We start from the raw sequence: 20,329 nt of genomic DNA, 5'->3' as shown, positions 1-20,329 counted from the left end.
GCTCTTTTTAAACTATCAAACAGATATTTATTGATGACGTTTATCATAGTTTTAATTCTCCAAACAAACTAAATTCATTACAAACATAAAACACTGATAAACTGGTAATTAAAACAAAAACCATCTATTATTTAATACCCAACATTTCGTAAAAACGATACAACACATCTTGTAATTCTCCTAATAGCCTCTGTAATATGCGTTGGATTTTTGTAATTATATTGGCACTCCATGGAACCATCCATTTGCTTGGATTCATTAAAGCATTTAGTTTGGCCAATCCATCAGGACTGAGCCAAAAGGTCTCTAAACCTTTTGGTATAATATGGCTCACGGCCTTTTTGCTGTTTTCAACCACCCTGTTCCTATTTATGAACTATAAAGAACACTGGTGGCTAATTGGTTTAGTATCAGTCATCCTATCACAGTTTCTGATTTTTATTTTCTGGAGAGATGCGGGATATGGCACTATCCCCAACCTATTAATTCTCGTCATCTGCCTATTATCCTATTCAGATTTCAGTTTCCGACAAAAGCTAAAAAATGAAGTCAGCCAAATGCGCGCTCTATCTAGTACTCCTAATGGTGAAAAAATAACAGAACAAATGATCCAAGACCTACCTGGGGTTATTCAAAGGTGGTTGAAGAATTCTGGAATCATTGGCCAGCCTTTACCAAACAAGGTTTACTTAGAACAAGAAGCGCAGTTATTAATGAAGCCTGAGCACCAAAACTGGATACCGGCCAAAGCCCAGCAATTTTATACCATTGATCCCCCAGCCTTCAATTGGTCCGTTCAATTAAAGATGTTCTCTACTTTGCCCATATGCGGTAGGGACAAATTTGAACAGGGCATAGGAGAAATGAGCATTAAGCTGCTTTCCCTTATTCCAATAGCACAGGTAAGCAACAGTAAAAAGGTAAACCAGGCCAGCCTTCAACGGTTCTTATCAGAGATGGTATGGTTTCCATCGGCCGCATTACAGCCCTATATTGTATGGGAAACCATCGATCAAAATTCTGCCAAAGCCAGCATGAGTTTTAATGGGACGGAGGGAAGCGGTATTTTCCATTTTGACAAAGAGGGAAACTTCAAAAAATTCACCTGCCTCCGCTTTAAGGAAAAAGATGACGAGACCCCAACTGAATGGACGGTAGTTGCTACCCAAACTGGAATAATCAATGGAATAAAAATCCCCACATCCTGTAATGTAAGCTGGAAGCTCTCAAATGGCAACTGGACCTGGATAAAAATAAAAATCAATAATTTGGCATATGATGAGTTTCCATAAAAAGCCATAAAGCTACTTACGTAAAGCGCTTTATGACCTCTCAGAAAATTTATAAAACACCATTCAATTTAAATACCGTAGCAAAAATATTGGGTCTTTCTGATGGAACTGAAAGGACCAGTTTCTCATCCATTTGATTAAACTTCACCTGCTCACCACTTCCAATCATTTCAATATCAGTCACTTTACCAACTTGATACCCTGAACTTAAGCCCAATGAGGGTAGTTCTATATCACCAGCTGCTGGGTTTAATACAATCACGTATAAAACATCACCTTTGGTCACGAATCTCACTTCATCATGACCATAAGCAGGACTTTCGAGAGTCCTTTCATTAAAATGACCTGATTTGTGCTGTTCCTCCAAAGCCTTAATATCGGTTTCTGTCACCCCTGAGTCCTCTGATTTAAGGTAAGAATTCAAATTGTCGCCATAAATCACCCAAGGTTTAGTAGCATAGATCGCTTCACTGTTTAAGTTGACCCAAGCACCTATATCATCCAATATGATCCTTTGCTCTTCTGGAATCGTCCCATCTGCCAATAGCTCCACATTCAGTAAAAGGTTTCCATTTTTACTCATATAATCAGCTAGTAGCTCAATGATGGTTCTGGCATTTTGATTATACTCCATTCTTTCAGGATCCTCCTTATAGAACCATGTTCGCAAGGTAGTAATCCCTTGCCAAGGATAGGGCAGAATTTCATCAGCACCGCCTCGCTCAATATCCTTAACGAGCATGGATTCACCACTTACTTTCCCTGCTATCACTGCATCTATCTCCCCTTTTTCCTCAAGTTTATGATTGAAAAATGCCTCACAGACCTCCTTACCGTATTCATCATAAGGGAAGCCGTAACCATCAAACCAAAGAAAATCAATATCATATTTGGTCACCAGCTCTTTATGCCTCTGGACCCAATTTTGTTTGACTTCCTCGATATACTCAGGTGTTCTTTTTTCCGGTGGCAGGCCATATAAATCCGCTGGATTTAATCCTTCCCACCATTTTCCTTTTCCATCTTCCTTCGTCATATGCCCATCATAGGGAACACCTTTGTATCTGCCTGAGGTATCAGATCCAAAAGCAGGAAGCCACCAGGAAAGAAATCTGTCATCATGAGAACTGACTCCATAGGGCATATTGAATTTTTCACAGGATACTTCAAACTCCTTTATAATATCCCTTTTGGGGCCCATATTAACGGAATTCCAAGGATGATAAGTGGAATTAAAATTATCAAAATGGTCATGGTGGTTGGCCAGTGCCACAAAATATTTGGCGCCAAGCTTTTTAAAATAACTTACCAGAGCATCCGTATCCAAGCGCTCGGCCTTCCATTCGTTCAACACATCTTTATACCCAATTTCTGAAGGGTGCCCATAGGTCTTATTATGATAGGCATAGGCATTTTTTCCCCATAATTGATTACCTACATCCTGTTGGTACATATGCCGAGCATACCAGCCTCCACCTTGCAAGGGTTCTGTTTGAGCACCCCAATGGACCCATATGCCAAACCTAGCTTCCGTGTACCATGCAGGGAACTTATATTCCTTTCTCAAATCTTCCCAGGAAGCAGCTGTTTCTTGGGCGATAGAAGGTATGCTAATGATGCTACTTAACAGTAAAATCAATAAGAGTTTAGTACTTTTCATTTTGGGTATATTTTAAATAATCTCCGATAATATCCTTGCTGAGTTTTTTTTAAAACTTTACGGTTAGTAATCTGCATCATCCTAGCCTCCAGACCATATATCAAAGGACATATTCGTTCCGACAGGACTTATTCAACCGTAAAAATTTGCAACACAGCTGGGTAAAAATAGCACAATTAGGCCTAAAGCCCAATACAATGCTAGATTAATAGACAGAAAACAACTTTAACTGACCATACAAATGATCAGCCGGAGCTTGCATGTAATTTTTATAAAAATTAATTATGGTTTCAGGAATGTTCCTCAATATAAAGCGCTTTGGGAGGGGCATACTTTCCGGTAAGACGTGACATCACCACAATGGTCAGTAAACCTGCTAGCATAGCCACTGTCCTGAAAGGGAATAACACCATTCCATCCTTAATCATCGGATAGTCAATCATAATGGGAATCCCCAAAGTTGGGTCTCCTCCACCCATTCTCAGGATAAATGCCACCACAAATCCTGCGAGAGAACCAATTTTATTGGCCTTTTTATCATATAATGCAGTCAACAATTGTGGAAATAAAAGGGTGTACACCAAGTCACTACACAAGAACCAAAGAGCATAAACACTTTGTATTTTCAAGGCTAGCAAGGTCGCCGTTATCCCAATAATCCAAATGCTACGTTTGATTACTTTCATTAGATCCCTATTACTTATTTTCGGTTTTATCAGGGGCCTAAAGATGTTCCAGCTGGCCATGGATGAAGCAGAAAGTATGGACGAATCAACCGATGACATTACAGCTGCTGCAATGGCCCCCAAGCCCACAGTTGCCAAGGCTCCCGGTGTAAGGTAACGTATTACATAAGGCAAAATCAAAGAAGCATCCTCAGGAGCTCCAGGGGCACCCAAGGCCTCCCAAGATGGCACTGCCACTCCTATGATACCAATAACAATGGCTGGAATAGCCGCCAACATACAAACAAAGCCAGCAATTATAGATAACCTCACAGCTGTTTTGGTATTTTTAGATGACAGGACTCGTTGAAAATATACCTGCCAAGGAATGCCCCCAAAAATCAATAGCAGCATATTGTCCCACCAGTTGAGATAATACTCTCCTAGATTATCCTTTGAAGGAATAAAAGTAGCCAAATCCCCCATTTTTTCTTGATATACTCCCCAAGCACGGTCCCATCCTCCAACTTCTTTCAAGCCAAAGGGAATAATAATCACTAATCCCACAAGCAAAAAGAACAACTGTACCACATCCGTCAATGCAACGGCCCACAAACCTCCAATAGCTGTATAAGCTATGGCAATAAGGGCGGAAAGGATAATCGCCGTCTGGATATCAAGTCCCAAAATAGTGGCAAAGGTCGCTCCAAGTGCAGTTAAAATAGCTGCTGTCCAAAAGACTTCACCCAGTAATGCGGGCAAAAAGAGCACTGCTGACATCTTGGTACCAAAACGCTGGGCCAATGGATCAATCATGGTTTGGAATTCAAAATGCCGCATTCTACGTGCAAAAAACAATCCACCAATAATTAAACTGAGGCTATACCCCCAGGGGGCCTGTACCCAAATCAACCCATAGGAAGCATCATAGGTGCTTTCTGCAGCTCCATTGATGTATCCACCTCCAACCCAAGTAGCACTCATGGTAAAAATGGCCACCCATAGTGGAATTTTTCGACCTGCCAACATCACATCGGTTACTGAATTTTCCTTTTTTAGATTTGCGGCATAGGTCCCCATGAAAAATATGAGTCCATAGAATAAAACCATGGAAATATATCCTGGCCAAAATATGTTGGAATCCTGGTAAAAATGAAAAAACAGACCTGCTAAGCTGAGCAAAGCTATCAAAATTAAGGTTGGAAGAAAGTTCTTTATCAATTGAGCAAACATGACTTGCTGATTTCTATACATGAGAAAATAATTTACGAAACCACCAATAATCCGGCTTCGAAATTTGAGAATGGGGTGAGTTGTCTAATTTTAGTTTGTTTCTGGAGAATCAGCTATAGATTGGATTAGCTGGTTAAAATCAGCCCTCCTAATTTTTAAAAGAGACAAGCATACTGGATTCCTGATGAGAATCCAGTATGGTGAGATCATCAAACTTCTTCCGGTTCAAGGGGCGAATTTCCCAAAATCATATCAGCAGCTTTTTCTGCAATCATTAAAGTAGGGGCATATATATTCCCATTGGTCACATATGGCATCACCGAGGCATCCACCACTCGCAAATTCTCTACACCATGTACCCTAAGCTGGCTATCTACAACAGCCATTTTATCATAGCCCATCTTACATGTACAACTTGGATGGTAAGCACTTTCTCCCTCTCGAGCAACCCAGTCGAGAATTTCTTCATCTGTTTGAACATCCTTGCCAGGTGACAGTTCCTCTCCTCGGATATCCTCCATGGCTTTGGTTTCAATAAGTTCTCGGGTTTTGCGGACAGCTGCCACCCAGTTCCTTTTTTCATCCTCCGTAGAAAGATAGTTAAAAAAGATACTTGGATGTTGATAAGGGTCAGATGATTTTATTTTCACATGTCCACGAACATCCGTATTCATAGGGCCAATATGGAGCTGAAAACCATGCCCCTTCACTGGGGTACTACCATCATAGCGGATCGCAAGTGGCAAGAAATGATACTGCAAGTTAGGGTACTCCTTGTCCTCATGACTCTTGATAAATCCTCCTGCCTCAAAATGATTCGTTGCTCCTGGACCTTTCCTGCGAAAAAGCCAGTTAAATCCTATCATGGGCGCACGCCATGGACTAAGGGAAGGATACTCACTGATTGGTTTTTTACACTTCCATTGGATATACACCTCCAAATGGTCCTGCAAGTTTTCCCCAACGCCTGGCAAATGATGAACAGGCGTTATTCCCAACTGTTTTAGTTCTTCTGCATTTCCTATGCCTGAAAGCTGTAGGAGAGTAGGAGAATTGATGGCGCCTCCACAACTGATCACCTCTTTTCCAAACACCTGTTTAACCTTACCTTTGTGCTTATACTCCACTCCAACAGCCTTCTTCCCTTCAAATAATATGCGATGGGCCATGGCCTGAGTGAGGACGGTCAAATTTTCCCGGTCCCTTACTGGCTTTAGATAAGCCCGAGAAGTACTCATTCTTCTTGAACGGAATATCGACTGGTCAAACTTCCCAAAACCTTCTTGCTGAGCTCCATTTACATCATCAGTAAGTGGATAACCTGCTTCCTTCACTGATTCAAAGAAAGCCTTAAAAAGTGGATTTTTGTTTTCCGGGGTGGTCAACTTCAAAGGCCCCTTATCCCCGTGGAATTTGTCAGGTCCAATCAAGCGGTGCTCTAGCTTTTTAAAATAGGGCAAACAATGGGCATAATCCCAATCTTCCAAGCCCTTTTCTTTGGACCACTTATCAAAATCCAACTTATTACCTCTGATCCAAATCATCCCGTTGATACTACTGGATCCACCCAGCAATTTACCTCTGGGCTGAGCAATTCGTCTATTTTTCATATTGGGCTCTTCATCCGAAGAATAGGCCCAGTTATAAAAAGTCCCGGTCAACAAATAACTTAGCGCTGCCGGCATATGGATTCTAAAATCTAATTTGTAATCTGGGCGTCCAGCTTCAAGTACTAGAACCTGGTTTTTTGGATCTGCACTCAAACGGTTGGCCAAAACCAGACCTGCACTTCCTCCCCCCACAATAACATAATCATACTGCATTTTACTCTTTCTTTATCCGTAAGGTGAATCAATTTTGTTCATTTCTACATACACTGTCTTCAATTGTGTATAGGCTTCTATGGTCGTTAGGCCATTTTCTTTTCCAAAACCTGACTGCTTATAAGGGCCAAATGGAATTTCCACTGGAGTGATATTATAATTATTGATCCAACACATTCCTGCTTCCAATTGATTCACCATGCGATGGGCCTTCTTAAGATCCTTGGTAAATACACCAGCAGCCAAGCCATAGACCGTATCATTAGCTTTCTGAAGGACCTCATCCTCTGTTTTAAACGGCAAAACAGTCATAACAGGACCGAAAATTTCCTCTTTGACTATTATTGCTTCCTCATTTTCTGCATAAAAAATGGTCGGTTCAACATAATATCCACTGTGCAAGTCGGCATTTTTATGGCCTTGGAATCGCTCTCCTCCATATACCAAACTTGCCTCTTTTTTACCTTGTTCAATATAGCCCAGCACTTTTTCCATATGCTCTTGGCTAATAAGGGCCCCGATATGGGTTCCCATATCCATTGGATCTCCGGTAATCAATCTCTTGGTCTTTTCAATTAATCTTTCCAAAAATTGATCTTTTATGGATTCCTCCACATATACCCGAGTACCATTCGAACAAATTTCCCCTTGGGTATAAAAATTAGCGAGCATGGCTCCCTGCACGGCCTCCTCCAAATCAGCATCCTCACAAATTATAAGCGGTGATTTTCCTCCAAGCTCCAAGGTGACATGCTTCAAAGTCTCTGCCGCAGCAGCCATTACTTTCTTGCCCGTACCTACTTCACCTGTTAGTGAAACTTTCTTTATGGCAGGATGGGCAGTAAGCATTTTTCCAACCTCTTCATCTCCCTGAACTATATTAAACACACCATCTGGAAGGCCTGCCTCCTTATAAATTTCTGCCAGAAAAACTGCTGATAGCGGACTCAGTTCTGCAGGCTTGAAAATCATTGAATTCCCACATGCCAATGCTGGAGCAGATTTCCAGCAGGCTATCTGAATCGGATAATTCCAAGCTCCAATTCCAGCAACTACTCCAAGAGGTTCTCTGCGTGTATAAGCAAATGATCCTCCCAGATCATGATAGTCTCCTTTGATGGTTGGCGCTACTCCTGCATAATATTCAATGGCATCAGCACCTGAAATAATGTCTACTTCGATTGCCTCTGATATAGGCTTACCTGTATCCATTACCTCTATCTTTGCTAATTCGTCATTTCTTTCTCGCAGTATATCTGCAGCTTTCTTCAAGATTCGACCTCTTTCGGTCCCTGTCATTTTTGACCATATCTTGAACCCATTTTGGGCAGATGCTATGGCCTTCTCCACGTCAGTAGCGGAGGCTTGGCCTATCTCTGAAATCAACTGCCCATTTGATGGATTAGTATTAGCAAAATACCTTTCGGATGTGGAATGCTGACGCTTACCTTCATAAAAGAGCTGTCTGGAATCTTTATTCATTTTCTTTCTTGAAATAGTTATCAACTAATAAATTAAGCCGTCAAAGCTCATCTGGCCAAATATTTAATGCGCCAAAATAAAATGACTAACTATGAACATTAGATTGAGTTCAATTATTGACTGAACATTCAATAAAATTAATCAAAAATACAAAAAACCTTTTTTATAAAAAATTTTATTAATCTTCCGGTTCCTCAAAATAAAATTTAACATAAGTCCTTTAAAGATTGGCAAGCTTAATTATACTGGTTATTTCACAAAACAAAAACACATATAATTACTAAATATTCGTTATTCTGAGCTCCTCTAAAAAAACATAAAACACTCATATTAAAAAGATTAAAGTTATATTCTTCAAACATAATAAAGGTATCCAATTACCAAAAGCATGAGCGGTTAATCCATTATTTCCTTTTCCTTCCGTAATTTGCCAAAAGCTTTTTCAAACGCTTTTGATCCTTAATTCAAATACTACAAGGAAATTTAATATTATTCGATCTTAGGTTGATCTTCCTCTATCTATTCTATAATCAAAGTATAAGCCAAGGAAACAATAATGGCTCCAGTAAAAAGACAAATAAAGCTATTTATAATATCCACAAAGAGAGCACTAGGCTCGGAACAGTAAATTTTGTTTCAATAAAACTCACTTAAACCACGAGAAATAAGGTTCTATTCATCCAAAACAGTCTTCCCGCAAGGTAAATCTCCGAAAAATAAGTTACAGCTGTTTTCACAGATAATTAAACTCCATTTTGAGCTGAAGCAAAATATCAATATGGGAAGTGAAAAATCTTAACAAGTAAAAAGTAATTAATGGAAAAGATTTGCCTTTGGAAAAAATAATCATCCCAAAGGTCAATATTCTATCCAAGGCAAACCCATTAATATTCTACCAAATTGGCTGCACCCGGTATCGGACTAAAAAATCAGTCTATTAAATACTGTTTGAAATTATTAATTTTGATACTGAAGCATATGTTCAATTAATTCAGCCGGGCTTCTAAAAGACTGAGCCTCCTCTTCCTGCAACTCTACCTTTAAGGCATCTTCTACATCATAGATAAGACCATCTAAAAACACCCTGTCAAACCCCATATCTTCCATAAAATAGGATTGCTTTTGTTTGGATATAGGAGCTATCCCATATTTTCCCATTACCTGAATGATGGTTTTAAGCTTGGAATAATTATTGGTTTTCATAGCTTTTTATTTTTTAGGACGAGACAATAACCGTTTTTGTCTCAATAGTTTCTAAATCAATTCAATAAGAAGACACCTTAATGTATCCTTACCCTTAGTAAGAAAAAGGGCTGCACGGAAAATTGACCTGTCTTTACTGTCAACAAATAACTTATACAGTTCAAATTCCGCACATACCCATTCACACACAATTAATAAACATATTCAGCCACCTCTGATTCCGATTCATCGAGTTCAGTCTCTTCAATGTGGATTTCTTTCTTCTTATCTTTACCAAACCTCTCCATGATGCTATCAAAGATGTAGTAGATCACCGGAACAACGACCATCGTAAGGAACATGGAAGAAATCAATCCTCCTATCAGTGCCCAAGCCAAACCATTTTTCCACTCAGCACCTGCCCCAGCAGCCAAGGCGATCGGCAACATCCCGAACACCATCGCCAATGTGGTCATTAGAATCGGTCGAAAACGAATCTCAACGGCCTTGAACAAAGCTTCCTTCACCTCCATACCCGCATCTTTCAACTGGTTGGTAAAGTCCACCAACATAATCGCGTTTTTCGCCACCAAGCCCATCAGCATAATCAGCCCAAGAATACTGAAAATACTCAATGAAGAACCCGACAATGCCAAAGCCAACAATGCCCCTATGATGGCCAGAGGCAAAGAGAACATAACGACAAATGGATATATATAATTATCGTAAAGCGCTACCATAATCAAATAAATCAGTAGTATAGATGCCAATAAGGCAATCCCCAAACTTCCAAATCCATCCTCTTGCCTTTTAAGGTCTCCATCAAAAGAGACAGATACTTCTTTTGGTAACTCCATCTGACTTACCAATTCCTTGACTTCAGTACCAACCGTACCGGTAGGTCTACCTGATACTTGTGACTGAATGGTGACAGAGCTGATCCTATCTTGCCTCTGCAGTTTGCTAGGTCCTTCTGAAGGAATAGCCTTTGCAAATTGTTTTAATAGAATTGACTGCCCGCGATTATTTACAAATGCCAAGTTTTCTATATCAGAAACGGATTTCCTATCAAATTCGTCCATACGGATATTGATATCATATTCATAATCCCCATCTCTGAATTTGGTGTCAGTATTTCCATTAAAGGCTACCTGCATAGTTCCACCCACCATGGCCATATCCAATCCCAAATCTGCCATTTTAGCCCTGTCCACCTCTACACGAATTTCTGGATTCCCATCTTCCATGGAAGTTTCAATTTTTCTTGTTCCAGGCACTTCTTGCACCTTAGCCATGACCTGATCTGAAAATTCCTTCAACACCTCCAAGTCTGGACCTGAAACAACCACCTGAATAGGTGCATCGTTCGCCGTACCGGTAATACTAATAGGCACAGCTGTAAATTCTGCTCCTACAATATTCTCCTCTAAAGCAATTTCCATTTCCTTGGAAAATTCAGGAGCTGTCATGGCTCTGAGCTTTGGCTCCACCATTTTTACAGTAATTTCAGCAGCATAAGGTGTTGCCTGATTTCCTGTCATCCCCGTAGTCTGGCCCACAGTAGTAAATACATCAGTGACCTCAGGGTATTTCATTATAAAATTCTCTACCTCTCTTGTAGTAAAATTGGTCTCCTCTAAAGTAGCGGATTTGGGTAATTCCAGTCGCATGATGAATTCTCCCTTATCACCTTCACTCACAAACTCACTTCCTATAAAACCTTTGCTTACCAATAAAAACGACGAGATAAACAGTACAAAAGTGACAGCCAAGGTGATGATCTTGTGGTTAAATGACCATTTCAGAATTCCTGTCAACCAAGCAATCACTCCATCCAGCATTTTTTCAAATCCATTTACAATCCTCCCAAAAATACTTTTGGGGTTGATATGTTCCAATTTGGAAAATCTAGAGGTCAGTAGCGGAATCAAGGTAAATGCTACCAATAAACTCATTAGCGTTGCCACGGCCACCGTAATACTGAATTGGGTAAGAATCCCTGAAATCATGCCCCCAGTCAAAGAAAGAGGCACAAACACCACTACAATTACTAAAGTGATAGAAGTAACAGTACCTCCAATCTCCCGAATACCATCATAGGAAGCCTGAATCGCCGATTTTCCTTTTTCCATATGACGATAAATATTCTCAATAACCACAATAGCATCATCCACCAAAATCCCCACTACTAGTGATAAGGCCAATAAACTCATCAAATTCAATGTAAATCCAGCCATATACATCACCGTAAACGTAGCTATGATGGAAGCCGGTACTGCAATCATTACAATAATTGCGTTTCTGAAACTATGTAAGAACAATAGCATGATTACAGCTACCAAGACCACCGCAATGATCAAATCATGAATAACAGCATTAGCCGCCTCTAGGGTAAACTCTGACGAATCCTGGGAAATCTCAAATTTCAAATCCTGTGATTGGTAAGTAGTTTCCAGTTGCGCCAAAGCATTATTTACTTTTTCTGCCACATCCACGGCATTGGCATCTGACTGTTTTTGTATACTTAAACCAATGGCTGTATTTCCGTTTAGTCTACTAAGGACCTCATCATCCTTCTGAGAATCTACTACCTCTGCGATATCTTTGATTTTTACTGGTGATCCATCTGTATAACTGACTATCAAATCACCAATTTCAGTAACCGACTGAAATTTCCCGGCCAATCGAATCAGGATTTGCTCAGCCTCACTTTTCAATTTTCCTGTTGGGAAATCAAGGTTGGCTTGTGCGATGGCCTGATTAACCTGTAAAGGGGAAATCCCATAGGTCTCCATTTTATTCAAATCCAAATTGACCTTAATCTCTCTTTCTGTACCTCCCAAAAGGTTAACTTGTGCCACACCATCAATTTGCGACAATGTAGGCTGGATTCTCTGGTCCATCAGATCATAAAACTCCGTCGAACTCAGGGAAGAATAGGCTCCCATTTGCATAATAGGCATATCATCCAAACTGAATTTCCCCAGCGAGGGAGGATCCGCATCATCTGGAAGATCGCCTAATACCGCATCAATTTTTCTTTGGGCATCCTGAAGAATGATATCTACATCCACATCATCATCCAGCTCAATGGTAATGATGGAAAAACTCTCCAAAGAAGTAGATTTCATTACATCAATCCCCTCTAAAGACGCCAAAGCATCCTCCAATTTTCTGGTCACGGAATTTTCCACCTCTGAAGGTGCCGCTCCAGGATAAAGCGTAGAAACCGTTACCACATTAGATGAGAACTTCGGCAAAAGTTCATAGGACATTTGACTGTAGGAAAATAGTCCTAACAAAGTCAAAATAGTGAACAGTACCACTACAATGGTGGACCGTTTTATGGATACTTTCGTTATTTGCATTTCCTTGATTTTTTTTAACTTATAGTTCTGTCACAGGAATTCCGTCACGTAAATTGATCAATCCTGAAGTCACCAATTTCTCTCCTTCTTTCAACCCCTCTAGCACAACCAACTTGTTTTCTCCTACTTGTGCCAACTTTACTTTTTTAAGTTTTGCCTTGCCGTTTTCCACCACAAAAACCTCAGGATTCTTCACCCCACCTACTAAGGATTTTCTATCTATCAACATAGCCTCCTCAGCAGGGTACTGGAAAGAAGCATAGGCAAACATTCCTGGCTTGATCTGTTCAGAACCTTCCTCCAGCTCAATTTCAACCTCATACCGCAAGGATGCATCTCCCTTTTTACTGGTAAATGAAACCTTACCCTTTAAATCTTTTTCAGGTAATACACCTACTTTTACGTCCACAGTATCACCGGTATTAATACGGGCAATCTCCAATTCGGACACATTGACATTTAGTTTTAAAGGTCTGATATTTACTATATCGGCTACATTCATCCCGGGACTCATCAGGGTCCCGATCTCTATATAATCTTCATTAATATATCCTGAAATGGGAGCCTTGATCACTGTATTGGCCAATCGCTTCTTTTTAATGATCACATCGGATTCAGCCATTTTGGTGGCATTGCGGATTTCCTCCAACTGCTTTTCTGTAATAGCTTCAGTCCCTGCCAAATTCTCATATCGAGCCAAATCTTTTTTATTCTGTTGAAGTTTAATTTCAGCAATAGCCAATTCCTGCTGAATGAACTCATCATCCAATTTGGCAATAATGTCTCCCCTCTTTACATATGCACCCTTTTTCTTATAAATCTTAACCACCTTTCCATTGGCTTCGGATTTTAAAGAAAGCTCCTGACTAGGCTCAAAAATCCCATTGGATGAAAAAGAAATTTCGTGTGGCTCACTTTTAATCTTAGTGGTCCTTACAGGAATAGATTCACTCGTTTTCATAGCTTCCTCAGCCTTTACTTCCATTTCTTGCTTGTTTTTGAAAAGTGTAAAGCCAATCGAGGCAGCAATAACGACTAATACTAATGGTGTTATAAGTTTTTTCATGACTATAGTTGATATAATTGGAGGATTACCTCCATTGTGTTCTGAGATAGATTATTTAATGATCTTTTCGATCTGTCCTTTTGATTTATATAAATCAGCTTCTGCGGTCTTTACATTGATGATTTGTTGATAATAAGTGGATCTGGCTTCTCTGAGAGAAGTTTCTGCATCTAGCAAATCTGTCAATGGAGAAAGCCCCTCTCTATACAATTGTGCCGTTTCATCAAATACAGTTTCTGAAAGCTCCAAATTGGACTCTTGAGCTTTTAAGCTTTTGATGCTGTTTCCAAGTTTTTTAACTGCATTGAGGTATTCTGCCTGAGCAGATTGCTCCGCCATATACTGATCATATTTGACCTTTTCTGATTCCACCTTTGCTTGGGCGATTTTGTTCTTTTTTTGGAAACCATCGAAAATTGGCACATTGAGCTGCAAGCCTATCAATGCCCCCCTGTACCATACATGACTATCAGAGATAAAATCAAATTCCTTTGAGAAGGCATTATAATTCACATCCGCAAAGGCAGATAAGGTAGGGTAATAACCCGATTGGATATTTTTGATATTCAAAGAATGTAGCTCCAATTGTTTATCCAAAACTTGTAGATCATAACGCTCACTCAAGTCCCCATCTGCTTGCAATGCCTGTAACGGCAACTCATTATCGGTGAAATTATATGCTGCCAATTCTAATGGCAGGTCCACTGGCATCCCCATTATCAGTTTAAGATAATTCGTCCTTTGCTCCGTGATGATTTCCAGATTGTCCATCTCTGTTTCCAAAGTGGTCAAATTGACCTTCACTCGATTATAGTCCACCTTTCTTGCCAAATCATTATCATATTGGGCCTTGATGATCTCCTCTAGCCTTTTTAGCTTATCATGGTTAGCTTGCAGGTTGGTCATTTGTAACTGAGTGGCGATTACATTATAATAGTTCAAAGAGATGTCATAGATAATGTCCTCTTCAGTCATCCTGGTGAGTAGCCTGTAAAATTCTTCCGAAGTTTTGGCTGCTTTTAGACCAACCAAATAGGATTGACTGAATACCAATTGATTTAATTTAAATCCTGCTTTCATGCTTTGTGGCACGCCAAAAGAGATCACATCTACACCGTTCGGATCTGATTCCGGGTTCAAGACCCCACCAGGAATCGCCTGTGGATATACATCCAAGAAATTATTATACTGCCCATAAGCATCTATCTGCGGTAAGCCAGTCCCTGTAATTTCCTTACGCTGATAATCTGCAGCTTCTTCATCCAATTGTGCCTTTTTTACCTCGGTATTATGTTTTATGCCTAGCTCTATACATTCCTTGAGCGTGAATATGCCACCCTCCTCAAATTTGCTCTGGGCGGATATGCTACCTGAGACTAAAAAAGCAGCTATAAAACCAATCAAATACTGTTTCTTCATTTTATTATATTATAGTTATTTTCTTATTTATTACTTTGTTCTGTTTTTAAAGAACTATTAAAACAAAAAATATATCAGCTGTGAAGCCGATCATATTTTTCAATAAGTTTTGGCATTTCTTCTTTCATAAACTCGATAAAGTTTTGAAAATCTGAGATACAATGGTTGAATTCAGAATTAGAATTGGACCTCACCTCCATGACTTCCTTCAACAAAACACTGATCCTGAATATACCATTCATATCATCTTGCATATCCTTTCTCCAGTTCCTTACCTTTAATCGAAAATACCTTTTTCTCTCCCCTGGCTTGGTCGTGTATTCCACCCTGTCAAGACTCTGCAATAGCGTAAGCGCATTGCTTACCGCACTTTTACTAACCGATAAATACTCCCGAATCTCATCAAAAGTGGCCTCAGCCCGATCTAAAACCAATAGCAAACCCATAATCCTCCCCAATATTGGCTGATGTCCCTTTTTCTCAAAAAAAACGCCAATTCGTTCGATTATTTCTTGTTCTTTGTCAGATAATTTCATATTTTTTCTTGACATTTAATGGAGTAAACGCTGCAAATATACAAAAGGTTTTGTTAGTTCATAAAAAAGAGAACTAAAAAAAATATAATTACATAAAAAAAGGTCCTGAAACGGACCTAAATAAAGCTTATGTTTTATTTTATTTTTTAACTTCCACATCCAATACAATCAAAATGACTATCCATAGGTTTCGTTCCATTTAATTGCATTTCCAGATTGTGAATCTTATCACGAATTTCCATGTCACTAAACATGTCACCAGTCAATGATCCTTTTAACTTTTCAATTTCGTTGGTAAGAGCTGTTTTTTGTTCTGCGTTCATAGGATGAAAGTTTATTAGATAGAAAGCAAAATTGAATATAAATAAGTTCAGCCAAATAATCTATCATTTTTAAATTTTATATAATCCACTGATTCCTAGCCGAAAAATTTATCGACAATCCCACTCCTAAATTAAAATCCAAATCAATGGTGCTTTTGGGAATTACCCATAATTGAGCTATTTTAATTTCTATGAAATGATTCTTTGCCAGAACATTCAAATAGGTATTAAAGATTAATCAAATGAAAACCAGCATCGAACGGTATGATTTTGGCACAGACAAGCATCAAACCAAATTTAGGCCATGAAGAAAGCAGATATTCAGAAATTAATCAATTTTAGAAGGGAGCTTCATCAGCATCCTGAATTATCCGGAAAGGAAAAATCTACCGCAAAAAGGGTAAAAGATTTTTTTGTTCCATTAGATCCTGACGAATTTATAGAAGAGCTGGGAGGAAATGGACTGGCATTTATCTTCAAAGGAGAGCAAAAGGGCCCCAGTACTTTGGTACGCTGCGAACTGGATGCCTTGCCCATACAGGAAAATAACGATATCAAACACAAAAGCAAAACCCCGAATTGTTCCCATAGCTGCGGACATGATGGCCACATGGCGATAGTAGCCGGCCTAGGCATGGCAATAGCGGCCCAAAGACCAAAAAAAGGACAAATAAACTTACTTTTTCAACCCGCTGAAGAAACGGGAGAAGGAGCAGAAAAAGTAATGCAAGATCCTAAATACGCAAAAATTAAATCTGACTACGCCTTTGCCCTTCACAACCTACCTGGCGAACCTGAAAATAAAATAGTACTCAAAAAAGGTGTTTTCACAGCCGCCTCCAAAGGTATGATCATTGAACTAAGGGGTAGAACATCTCATGCGGCACATCCTGAAGATGGAAATAGCCCAGCAGAAGCCATGTCCAAAATTATAGTGGGACTCCCATTGATTTCTAAAAGTATAAAATCATTCAACCTAATCACGGTCATCCATGCAACACTGGGAGAAGTTGCCTTCGGAACAAGCCCAGGAGAAGCCACCATAAGCGCCACGCTTCGGACTATAGATGACCAAAATATGGCCACACTTGTCGAATATGCAGAAAAGCTTTGTAGTTTAATTGCCAAAGAATACAAATTAGGTTTATCTATCTCCTTTACGGAAGAATTTGCTTGCACTGTGAATGACGATTCAGCTTGGAGTTTTGCCAATGAAGCGGCCAAAACACTGAAGTTAAAAAGTAAATATATCCGCAACCCTTTCAAGTGGTCAGAGGATTTTGGTCAATTCTCCTCTGAGAGCAAAACTTTGCTTTTTGGAATAGGATCGGGCAAAAATCACCCTCAACTCCATGAGGCTCACTATGATTTCCCAGATCAGATTATTCCCACAGGAATACATATGTTTGAAAAAATTTTAGGCCAAATCCATCAATAAACAACTTAACACGTGCCCGCCCATGCCTCACACTTCCCGCTTGGAAATCAGTAAATCAGCTTACCGTAGAAACATAAAGTTCCTCCAAAATCAACTAGGGGCCGAAACCATTATCTCCTCTGTTGTGAAAGGAAATGCCTACGGCCATGGTATTGAAAATATTATCCCCATTGCTGAAGCTGTTGGCATAAGGCATTTTAGTACCTTCAGCACAGATGAAGCACAGAGAGTATTTGCATCCTCCCAAAAAAACAGCACCATCATGATCATGGGCATGATTGAAAACAAAGACCTGGAATGGGCTATCAAAAACGATATCGAATTTTTTGTGTTTGAATTTGACAGATTATTGGCAAGCATCAAAACGGCAAAAAGACTGAAGAAAAAAGCAAAAATCCATATCGAGGTAGAAACAGGTTTCCATAGAACCGGATTTGAATGGAAAGAAAAGGAAATTCTGGCCGAAATGCTCGTGAAAAACCAGGAATTCCTAGAACGCTCCGGATTTTGTACCCATTATGCAGGAGCTGAAAGCATCGCCAATTATGTCCGGGTTCAAAATCAAATTAAAAGGTACCATGAATTCAAAAATTGGTTCAACAACAAGGACATAAAATTCAAATCCCACCACACAGCTTGCTCAGCGGCCAGCTTAAGCTACCCGGAAACGATCATGGATATGGTTAGGATAGGCATTGTTCAGTATGGTTTTTGGCCAAGCCAAGAAACTTATATGAGCAAATTCAAACAACTTGCGGTCAACAGAAAAAATCCATTAAAAAGACTGATCACTTGGAAAAGCAAGATCATGAGCTTAAAGAAAGTAGAAATGGGTGATTTCATCGGCTACGGTAACTCCTATATGGCCCCTAGGGATATGCTTGTTGCCATGGTCCCTGTAGGCTATGGACATGGTTTTAGCCGAATGCTTTCCAATCTTGGAAAGGTCCTGATTCAAGGAAAAATGGTTTCTGTTGTAGGCACGGTGACCATGAATTCTATCAGCGTAGATGTGACAGACCTGAAGGAAATCAAGAAGGGAGATGAAGTGGTGATCATAGGCAAACAAAAAAGCAATGAAATAACAGTCGCCTCCTTTAGTGAATCCACCCATCAAGTCAACTATGAACTTTTGACACGATTGCCACAGGACATTCCTAGGAAAATAGTTTACTGATTCCGCCGATAATTCTCTCCGACCGAAAATCAAAATATTGCCATATTCGGTCCGTCAATATAAGACTTAAGTATACTTTTTGCAGGATATGATGGAAAATCAGTGTTCCCAGTTCTGAAACTCAAAAGAGGAACAAACACTGATGTATCAAAAAATTTATCAACGAAAAAACTTTAAAAATGAAGTTCCTTAACGTTTTATCCTTAATCTGTTTGTTATCCTTTACATTTTTTGCCTGTGGTGGTCCTACTGATATTGGAGCCCATGAATGGAAAGTAAGATCTATCAAAGGGGCCCCAGCCACAAAAGAACAACTTTCTGATATGACCTTAAAATTCGGAAAAGACAAAAAAGTTTCCGGTACTTCGATTTGTAATGATTTCAATGGGCAAGCAGTATATAATAAAGAAAAGGTCAAATTCTCCACTTTATATGCAGACAGCAATCCATGTGATGAACGGTTTATAGAACAAGCCTACTTAAGCTCCCTGGAAATGAGTAAAAAATATAGCCAAACGGCAGACCGACTGGTATTCTATGATGAAAAAGGTAATATCACCGTAGAGTTGGAAAAAATCAACTAAGCCAATTTTCCTGGAAAATAACTAAGGCTGTCCTGTAAACTACCGTTAATCTTTTTGAAGAACTATCAGATCCATCAGACAGTACAGGACAGCCTTAAAATATTAATTAAAAATAATGGTCTTATTGCCCATGACCATTACTTTTTGGGCAATATGATATTTGATAGCTTTTGAAAGCACGACTTTTTCCACATCTTGACCGATTTGGACCAATTCCTCTACTGTATTGTGGTGCTTAACCCTGGCGATGTCCTGCTCTATAATAGGCCCCGCATCCAATTCTTCTGTCACATAATGCCCTGTCGCCCCAATGATCTTTACGCCCCTCTTATGAGCAGCATGATAGGGTTTTGCCCCCACAAAAGCAGGTAAAAAAGAATGGTGAATATTGATAATTTTATTGGGATACTGAGCGATAAATCGGGGACTTAAAATTTGCATATACCTTGCTAAAACCACAAAATCCACCCCTTTTTCCTCCATCAATTTCAATTGTTTTTCCTCTTGATCAGCTTTATTGTCCTTGGTAATTGGGAAGTGGTAAAAAGGTATATCAAAGGCCTCTACAACCGACCTCAGTTTTTCATGATTAGAAATCACCATGGGAATTTCAACCTGAAACTGGCCTGAAAAATATCTTGAAAGGATATCGAATAAACAATGGGAATGTTGGGAAACCATAATGGCCATTTTTGGCTTAGGCTCTGTAAAGTGCAAGGTAAAATTCATACCAAACTTGGTGCCCACAGTCTCTGCAAATATTCGCTCAATTTGATCTTTTTTTATGGCAAAAGTGCTTAACTCCCATTTAGCACGCATAAAGAAATCACCCGTATCATTATCTATATACTGATCCACTTCCTCTACATTTCCATTGTGAAAATAAAGGAACTGGGAAACAGCTGCCACTATACCTTTCTGGTCCTTACACTGTATGATTAAAATCGCACTTTCCATACCAATCAAAAATTAGAGAAACAAGACTAATTACGCCTCTAAAATTATATCTTTTTTAGTTTCTCACCATTATTATTACAATATATTCAAAAAAAGATCATTGTTAAGGTGCCATTATTTAATC

General features: G+C 39.4%; 15 protein-coding genes. 4 read left to right on the top strand and 11 right to left on the bottom strand.

The genetic code is table 11. The features are described from left to right. Window positions 1-197: 197 nt before the first annotated feature. Window positions 198-1,292: a DUF6920 family protein gene (locus H7U17_RS06570; RefSeq protein WP_186755867.1), complete on the top strand. Its 1,095-nt coding sequence runs from the start codon at window positions 198-200 to the stop codon at window positions 1,290-1,292. Between the two features lie 49 nt (window positions 1,293-1,341). Here H7U17_RS06570 and H7U17_RS06565 read toward each other — a convergent pair whose 3' ends face one another. From H7U17_RS06565 to H7U17_RS06520, 10 genes are all read right to left on the bottom strand, one after another. Further along, window positions 1,342-2,952: an alpha-L-fucosidase gene (locus tag H7U17_RS06565; RefSeq protein ID WP_186755866.1), complete on the bottom strand. Its 1,611-nt coding sequence runs from the start codon at window positions 2,950-2,952 to the stop codon at window positions 1,342-1,344. 290 nt (window positions 2,953-3,242) lie between these two features. Continuing rightward, the gene (locus H7U17_RS06560; protein ID WP_230981295.1) at window positions 3,243-4,871 is read right to left on the bottom strand and encodes a sodium:solute symporter family protein; all 1,629 of its coding nucleotides are present in this window, start codon (window positions 4,869-4,871) and stop codon (window positions 3,243-3,245) included. Between the two features lie 188 nt (window positions 4,872-5,059). Then, window positions 5,060-6,673 carry a choline dehydrogenase gene (gene betA, locus H7U17_RS06555; RefSeq protein WP_186755865.1) on the bottom strand — a complete coding sequence of 538 codons (1,614 nt, stop codon included), beginning with the start codon at window positions 6,671-6,673 and terminating at the stop codon, window positions 5,060-5,062. Window positions 6,674-6,685: 12 nt separating this feature from the next. Further along, entirely contained in the window at window positions 6,686-8,155 is a 1,470-nt protein-coding gene (gene betB, locus H7U17_RS06550) for a betaine-aldehyde dehydrogenase (protein ID WP_186755864.1), read from the bottom strand. 957 nt (window positions 8,156-9,112) lie between these two features. After that, a complete protein-coding gene (locus H7U17_RS06545; protein WP_186755863.1) occupies window positions 9,113-9,358 on the bottom strand; it encodes a hypothetical protein in 246 nt (81 codons plus the stop codon). A gap of 191 nt (window positions 9,359-9,549) precedes the next feature. Next, window positions 9,550-12,705, bottom strand: coding sequence for an efflux RND transporter permease subunit (locus H7U17_RS06540; protein WP_186755862.1), 3,156 nt, complete (start codon window positions 12,703-12,705; stop codon window positions 9,550-9,552). Window positions 12,706-12,724: 19 nt separating this feature from the next. Further along, window positions 12,725-13,771, bottom strand: coding sequence for an efflux RND transporter periplasmic adaptor subunit (locus H7U17_RS06535; RefSeq protein WP_186755861.1), 1,047 nt, complete (start codon window positions 13,769-13,771; stop codon window positions 12,725-12,727). Between the two features lie 51 nt (window positions 13,772-13,822). Continuing rightward, the gene (locus tag H7U17_RS06530; protein WP_186755860.1) at window positions 13,823-15,190 is read right to left on the bottom strand and encodes a TolC family protein; all 1,368 of its coding nucleotides are present in this window, start codon (window positions 15,188-15,190) and stop codon (window positions 13,823-13,825) included. Window positions 15,191-15,264: 74 nt separating this feature from the next. Continuing rightward, window positions 15,265-15,726 (bottom strand): GbsR/MarR family transcriptional regulator, encoded by a 462-nt coding sequence (locus H7U17_RS06525; protein WP_186755859.1) that lies wholly within the window; start codon window positions 15,724-15,726, stop codon window positions 15,265-15,267. A gap of 146 nt (window positions 15,727-15,872) precedes the next feature. Next, the gene (locus H7U17_RS06520) at window positions 15,873-16,049 is read right to left on the bottom strand and encodes a hypothetical protein (RefSeq protein WP_186755858.1); all 177 of its coding nucleotides are present in this window, start codon (window positions 16,047-16,049) and stop codon (window positions 15,873-15,875) included. Window positions 16,050-16,353: 304 nt separating this feature from the next. Between H7U17_RS06520 and H7U17_RS06515 the strand changes: the two genes are divergently transcribed. From H7U17_RS06515 to H7U17_RS06505, 3 genes are all read left to right on the top strand, one after another. Beyond that, window positions 16,354-17,487, top strand: a complete 1,134-nt coding sequence (locus tag H7U17_RS06515) for an amidohydrolase (protein WP_186755857.1) — start codon at window positions 16,354-16,356, stop codon at window positions 17,485-17,487. A gap of 22 nt (window positions 17,488-17,509) precedes the next feature. Beyond that, window positions 17,510-18,664, top strand: a complete 1,155-nt coding sequence (alr, locus tag H7U17_RS06510) for an alanine racemase (protein ID WP_186755856.1) — start codon at window positions 17,510-17,512, stop codon at window positions 18,662-18,664. A gap of 179 nt (window positions 18,665-18,843) precedes the next feature. Further along, a complete protein-coding gene (locus tag H7U17_RS06505; RefSeq protein ID WP_186755855.1) occupies window positions 18,844-19,248 on the top strand; it encodes an META domain-containing protein in 405 nt (134 codons plus the stop codon). Window positions 19,249-19,350: 102 nt separating this feature from the next. On the opposite strand, the gene purU is transcribed toward H7U17_RS06505, so the two are convergent. Beyond that, a complete protein-coding gene (purU, locus tag H7U17_RS06500; protein ID WP_186755854.1) occupies window positions 19,351-20,205 on the bottom strand; it encodes a formyltetrahydrofolate deformylase in 855 nt (284 codons plus the stop codon). Window positions 20,206-20,329: the final 124 nt, after the last annotated feature.

Source organism: Echinicola salinicaeni (genome assembly GCF_014280965.1).
GTDB lineage: Bacteria > Bacteroidota > Bacteroidia > Cytophagales > Cyclobacteriaceae > Echinicola > Echinicola salinicaeni.
The sequence above is the reverse complement of the archived record's forward strand: the minus strand, read 5'-3'. Positions and strand labels throughout refer to the sequence as shown.

Excerpts from the sequence above, each read along its gene's own strand:
- H7U17_RS06570 (WP_186755867.1), top strand. The coding sequence starts at position 198 with ATGCGTTGGATTTTTGTAATTATATTGGCACTCCATGGAACCATCCAT.
- H7U17_RS06565 (WP_186755866.1), bottom strand. The coding sequence starts at position 2,952 with ATGAAAAGTACTAAACTCTTATTGATTTTACTGTTAAGTAGCATCATT.
- H7U17_RS06560 (WP_230981295.1), bottom strand. The coding sequence starts at position 4,871 with ATGTATAGAAATCAGCAAGTCATGTTTGCTCAATTGATAAAGAACTTT.
- betA (WP_186755865.1), bottom strand. The coding sequence starts at position 6,673 with ATGCAGTATGATTATGTTATTGTGGGGGGAGGAAGTGCAGGTCTGGTT.
- betB (WP_186755864.1), bottom strand. The coding sequence starts at position 8,155 with ATGAATAAAGATTCCAGACAGCTCTTTTATGAAGGTAAGCGTCAGCAT.
- H7U17_RS06545 (WP_186755863.1), bottom strand. The coding sequence starts at position 9,358 with ATGAAAACCAATAATTATTCCAAGCTTAAAACCATCATTCAGGTAATG.
- H7U17_RS06540 (WP_186755862.1), bottom strand. The coding sequence starts at position 12,705 with ATGCAAATAACGAAAGTATCCATAAAACGGTCCACCATTGTAGTGGTA.
- H7U17_RS06535 (WP_186755861.1), bottom strand. The coding sequence starts at position 13,771 with ATGAAAAAACTTATAACACCATTAGTATTAGTCGTTATTGCTGCCTCG.
- H7U17_RS06530 (WP_186755860.1), bottom strand. The coding sequence starts at position 15,190 with ATGAAGAAACAGTATTTGATTGGTTTTATAGCTGCTTTTTTAGTCTCA.
- H7U17_RS06525 (WP_186755859.1), bottom strand. The coding sequence starts at position 15,726 with ATGAAATTATCTGACAAAGAACAAGAAATAATCGAACGAATTGGCGTT.
- H7U17_RS06520 (WP_186755858.1), bottom strand. The coding sequence starts at position 16,049 with ATGAACGCAGAACAAAAAACAGCTCTTACCAACGAAATTGAAAAGTTA.
- H7U17_RS06515 (WP_186755857.1), top strand. The coding sequence starts at position 16,354 with ATGAAGAAAGCAGATATTCAGAAATTAATCAATTTTAGAAGGGAGCTT.
- alr (WP_186755856.1), top strand. The coding sequence starts at position 17,510 with ATGCCTCACACTTCCCGCTTGGAAATCAGTAAATCAGCTTACCGTAGA.
- H7U17_RS06505 (WP_186755855.1), top strand. The coding sequence starts at position 18,844 with ATGAAGTTCCTTAACGTTTTATCCTTAATCTGTTTGTTATCCTTTACA.
- purU (WP_186755854.1), bottom strand. The coding sequence starts at position 20,205 with ATGGAAAGTGCGATTTTAATCATACAGTGTAAGGACCAGAAAGGTATA.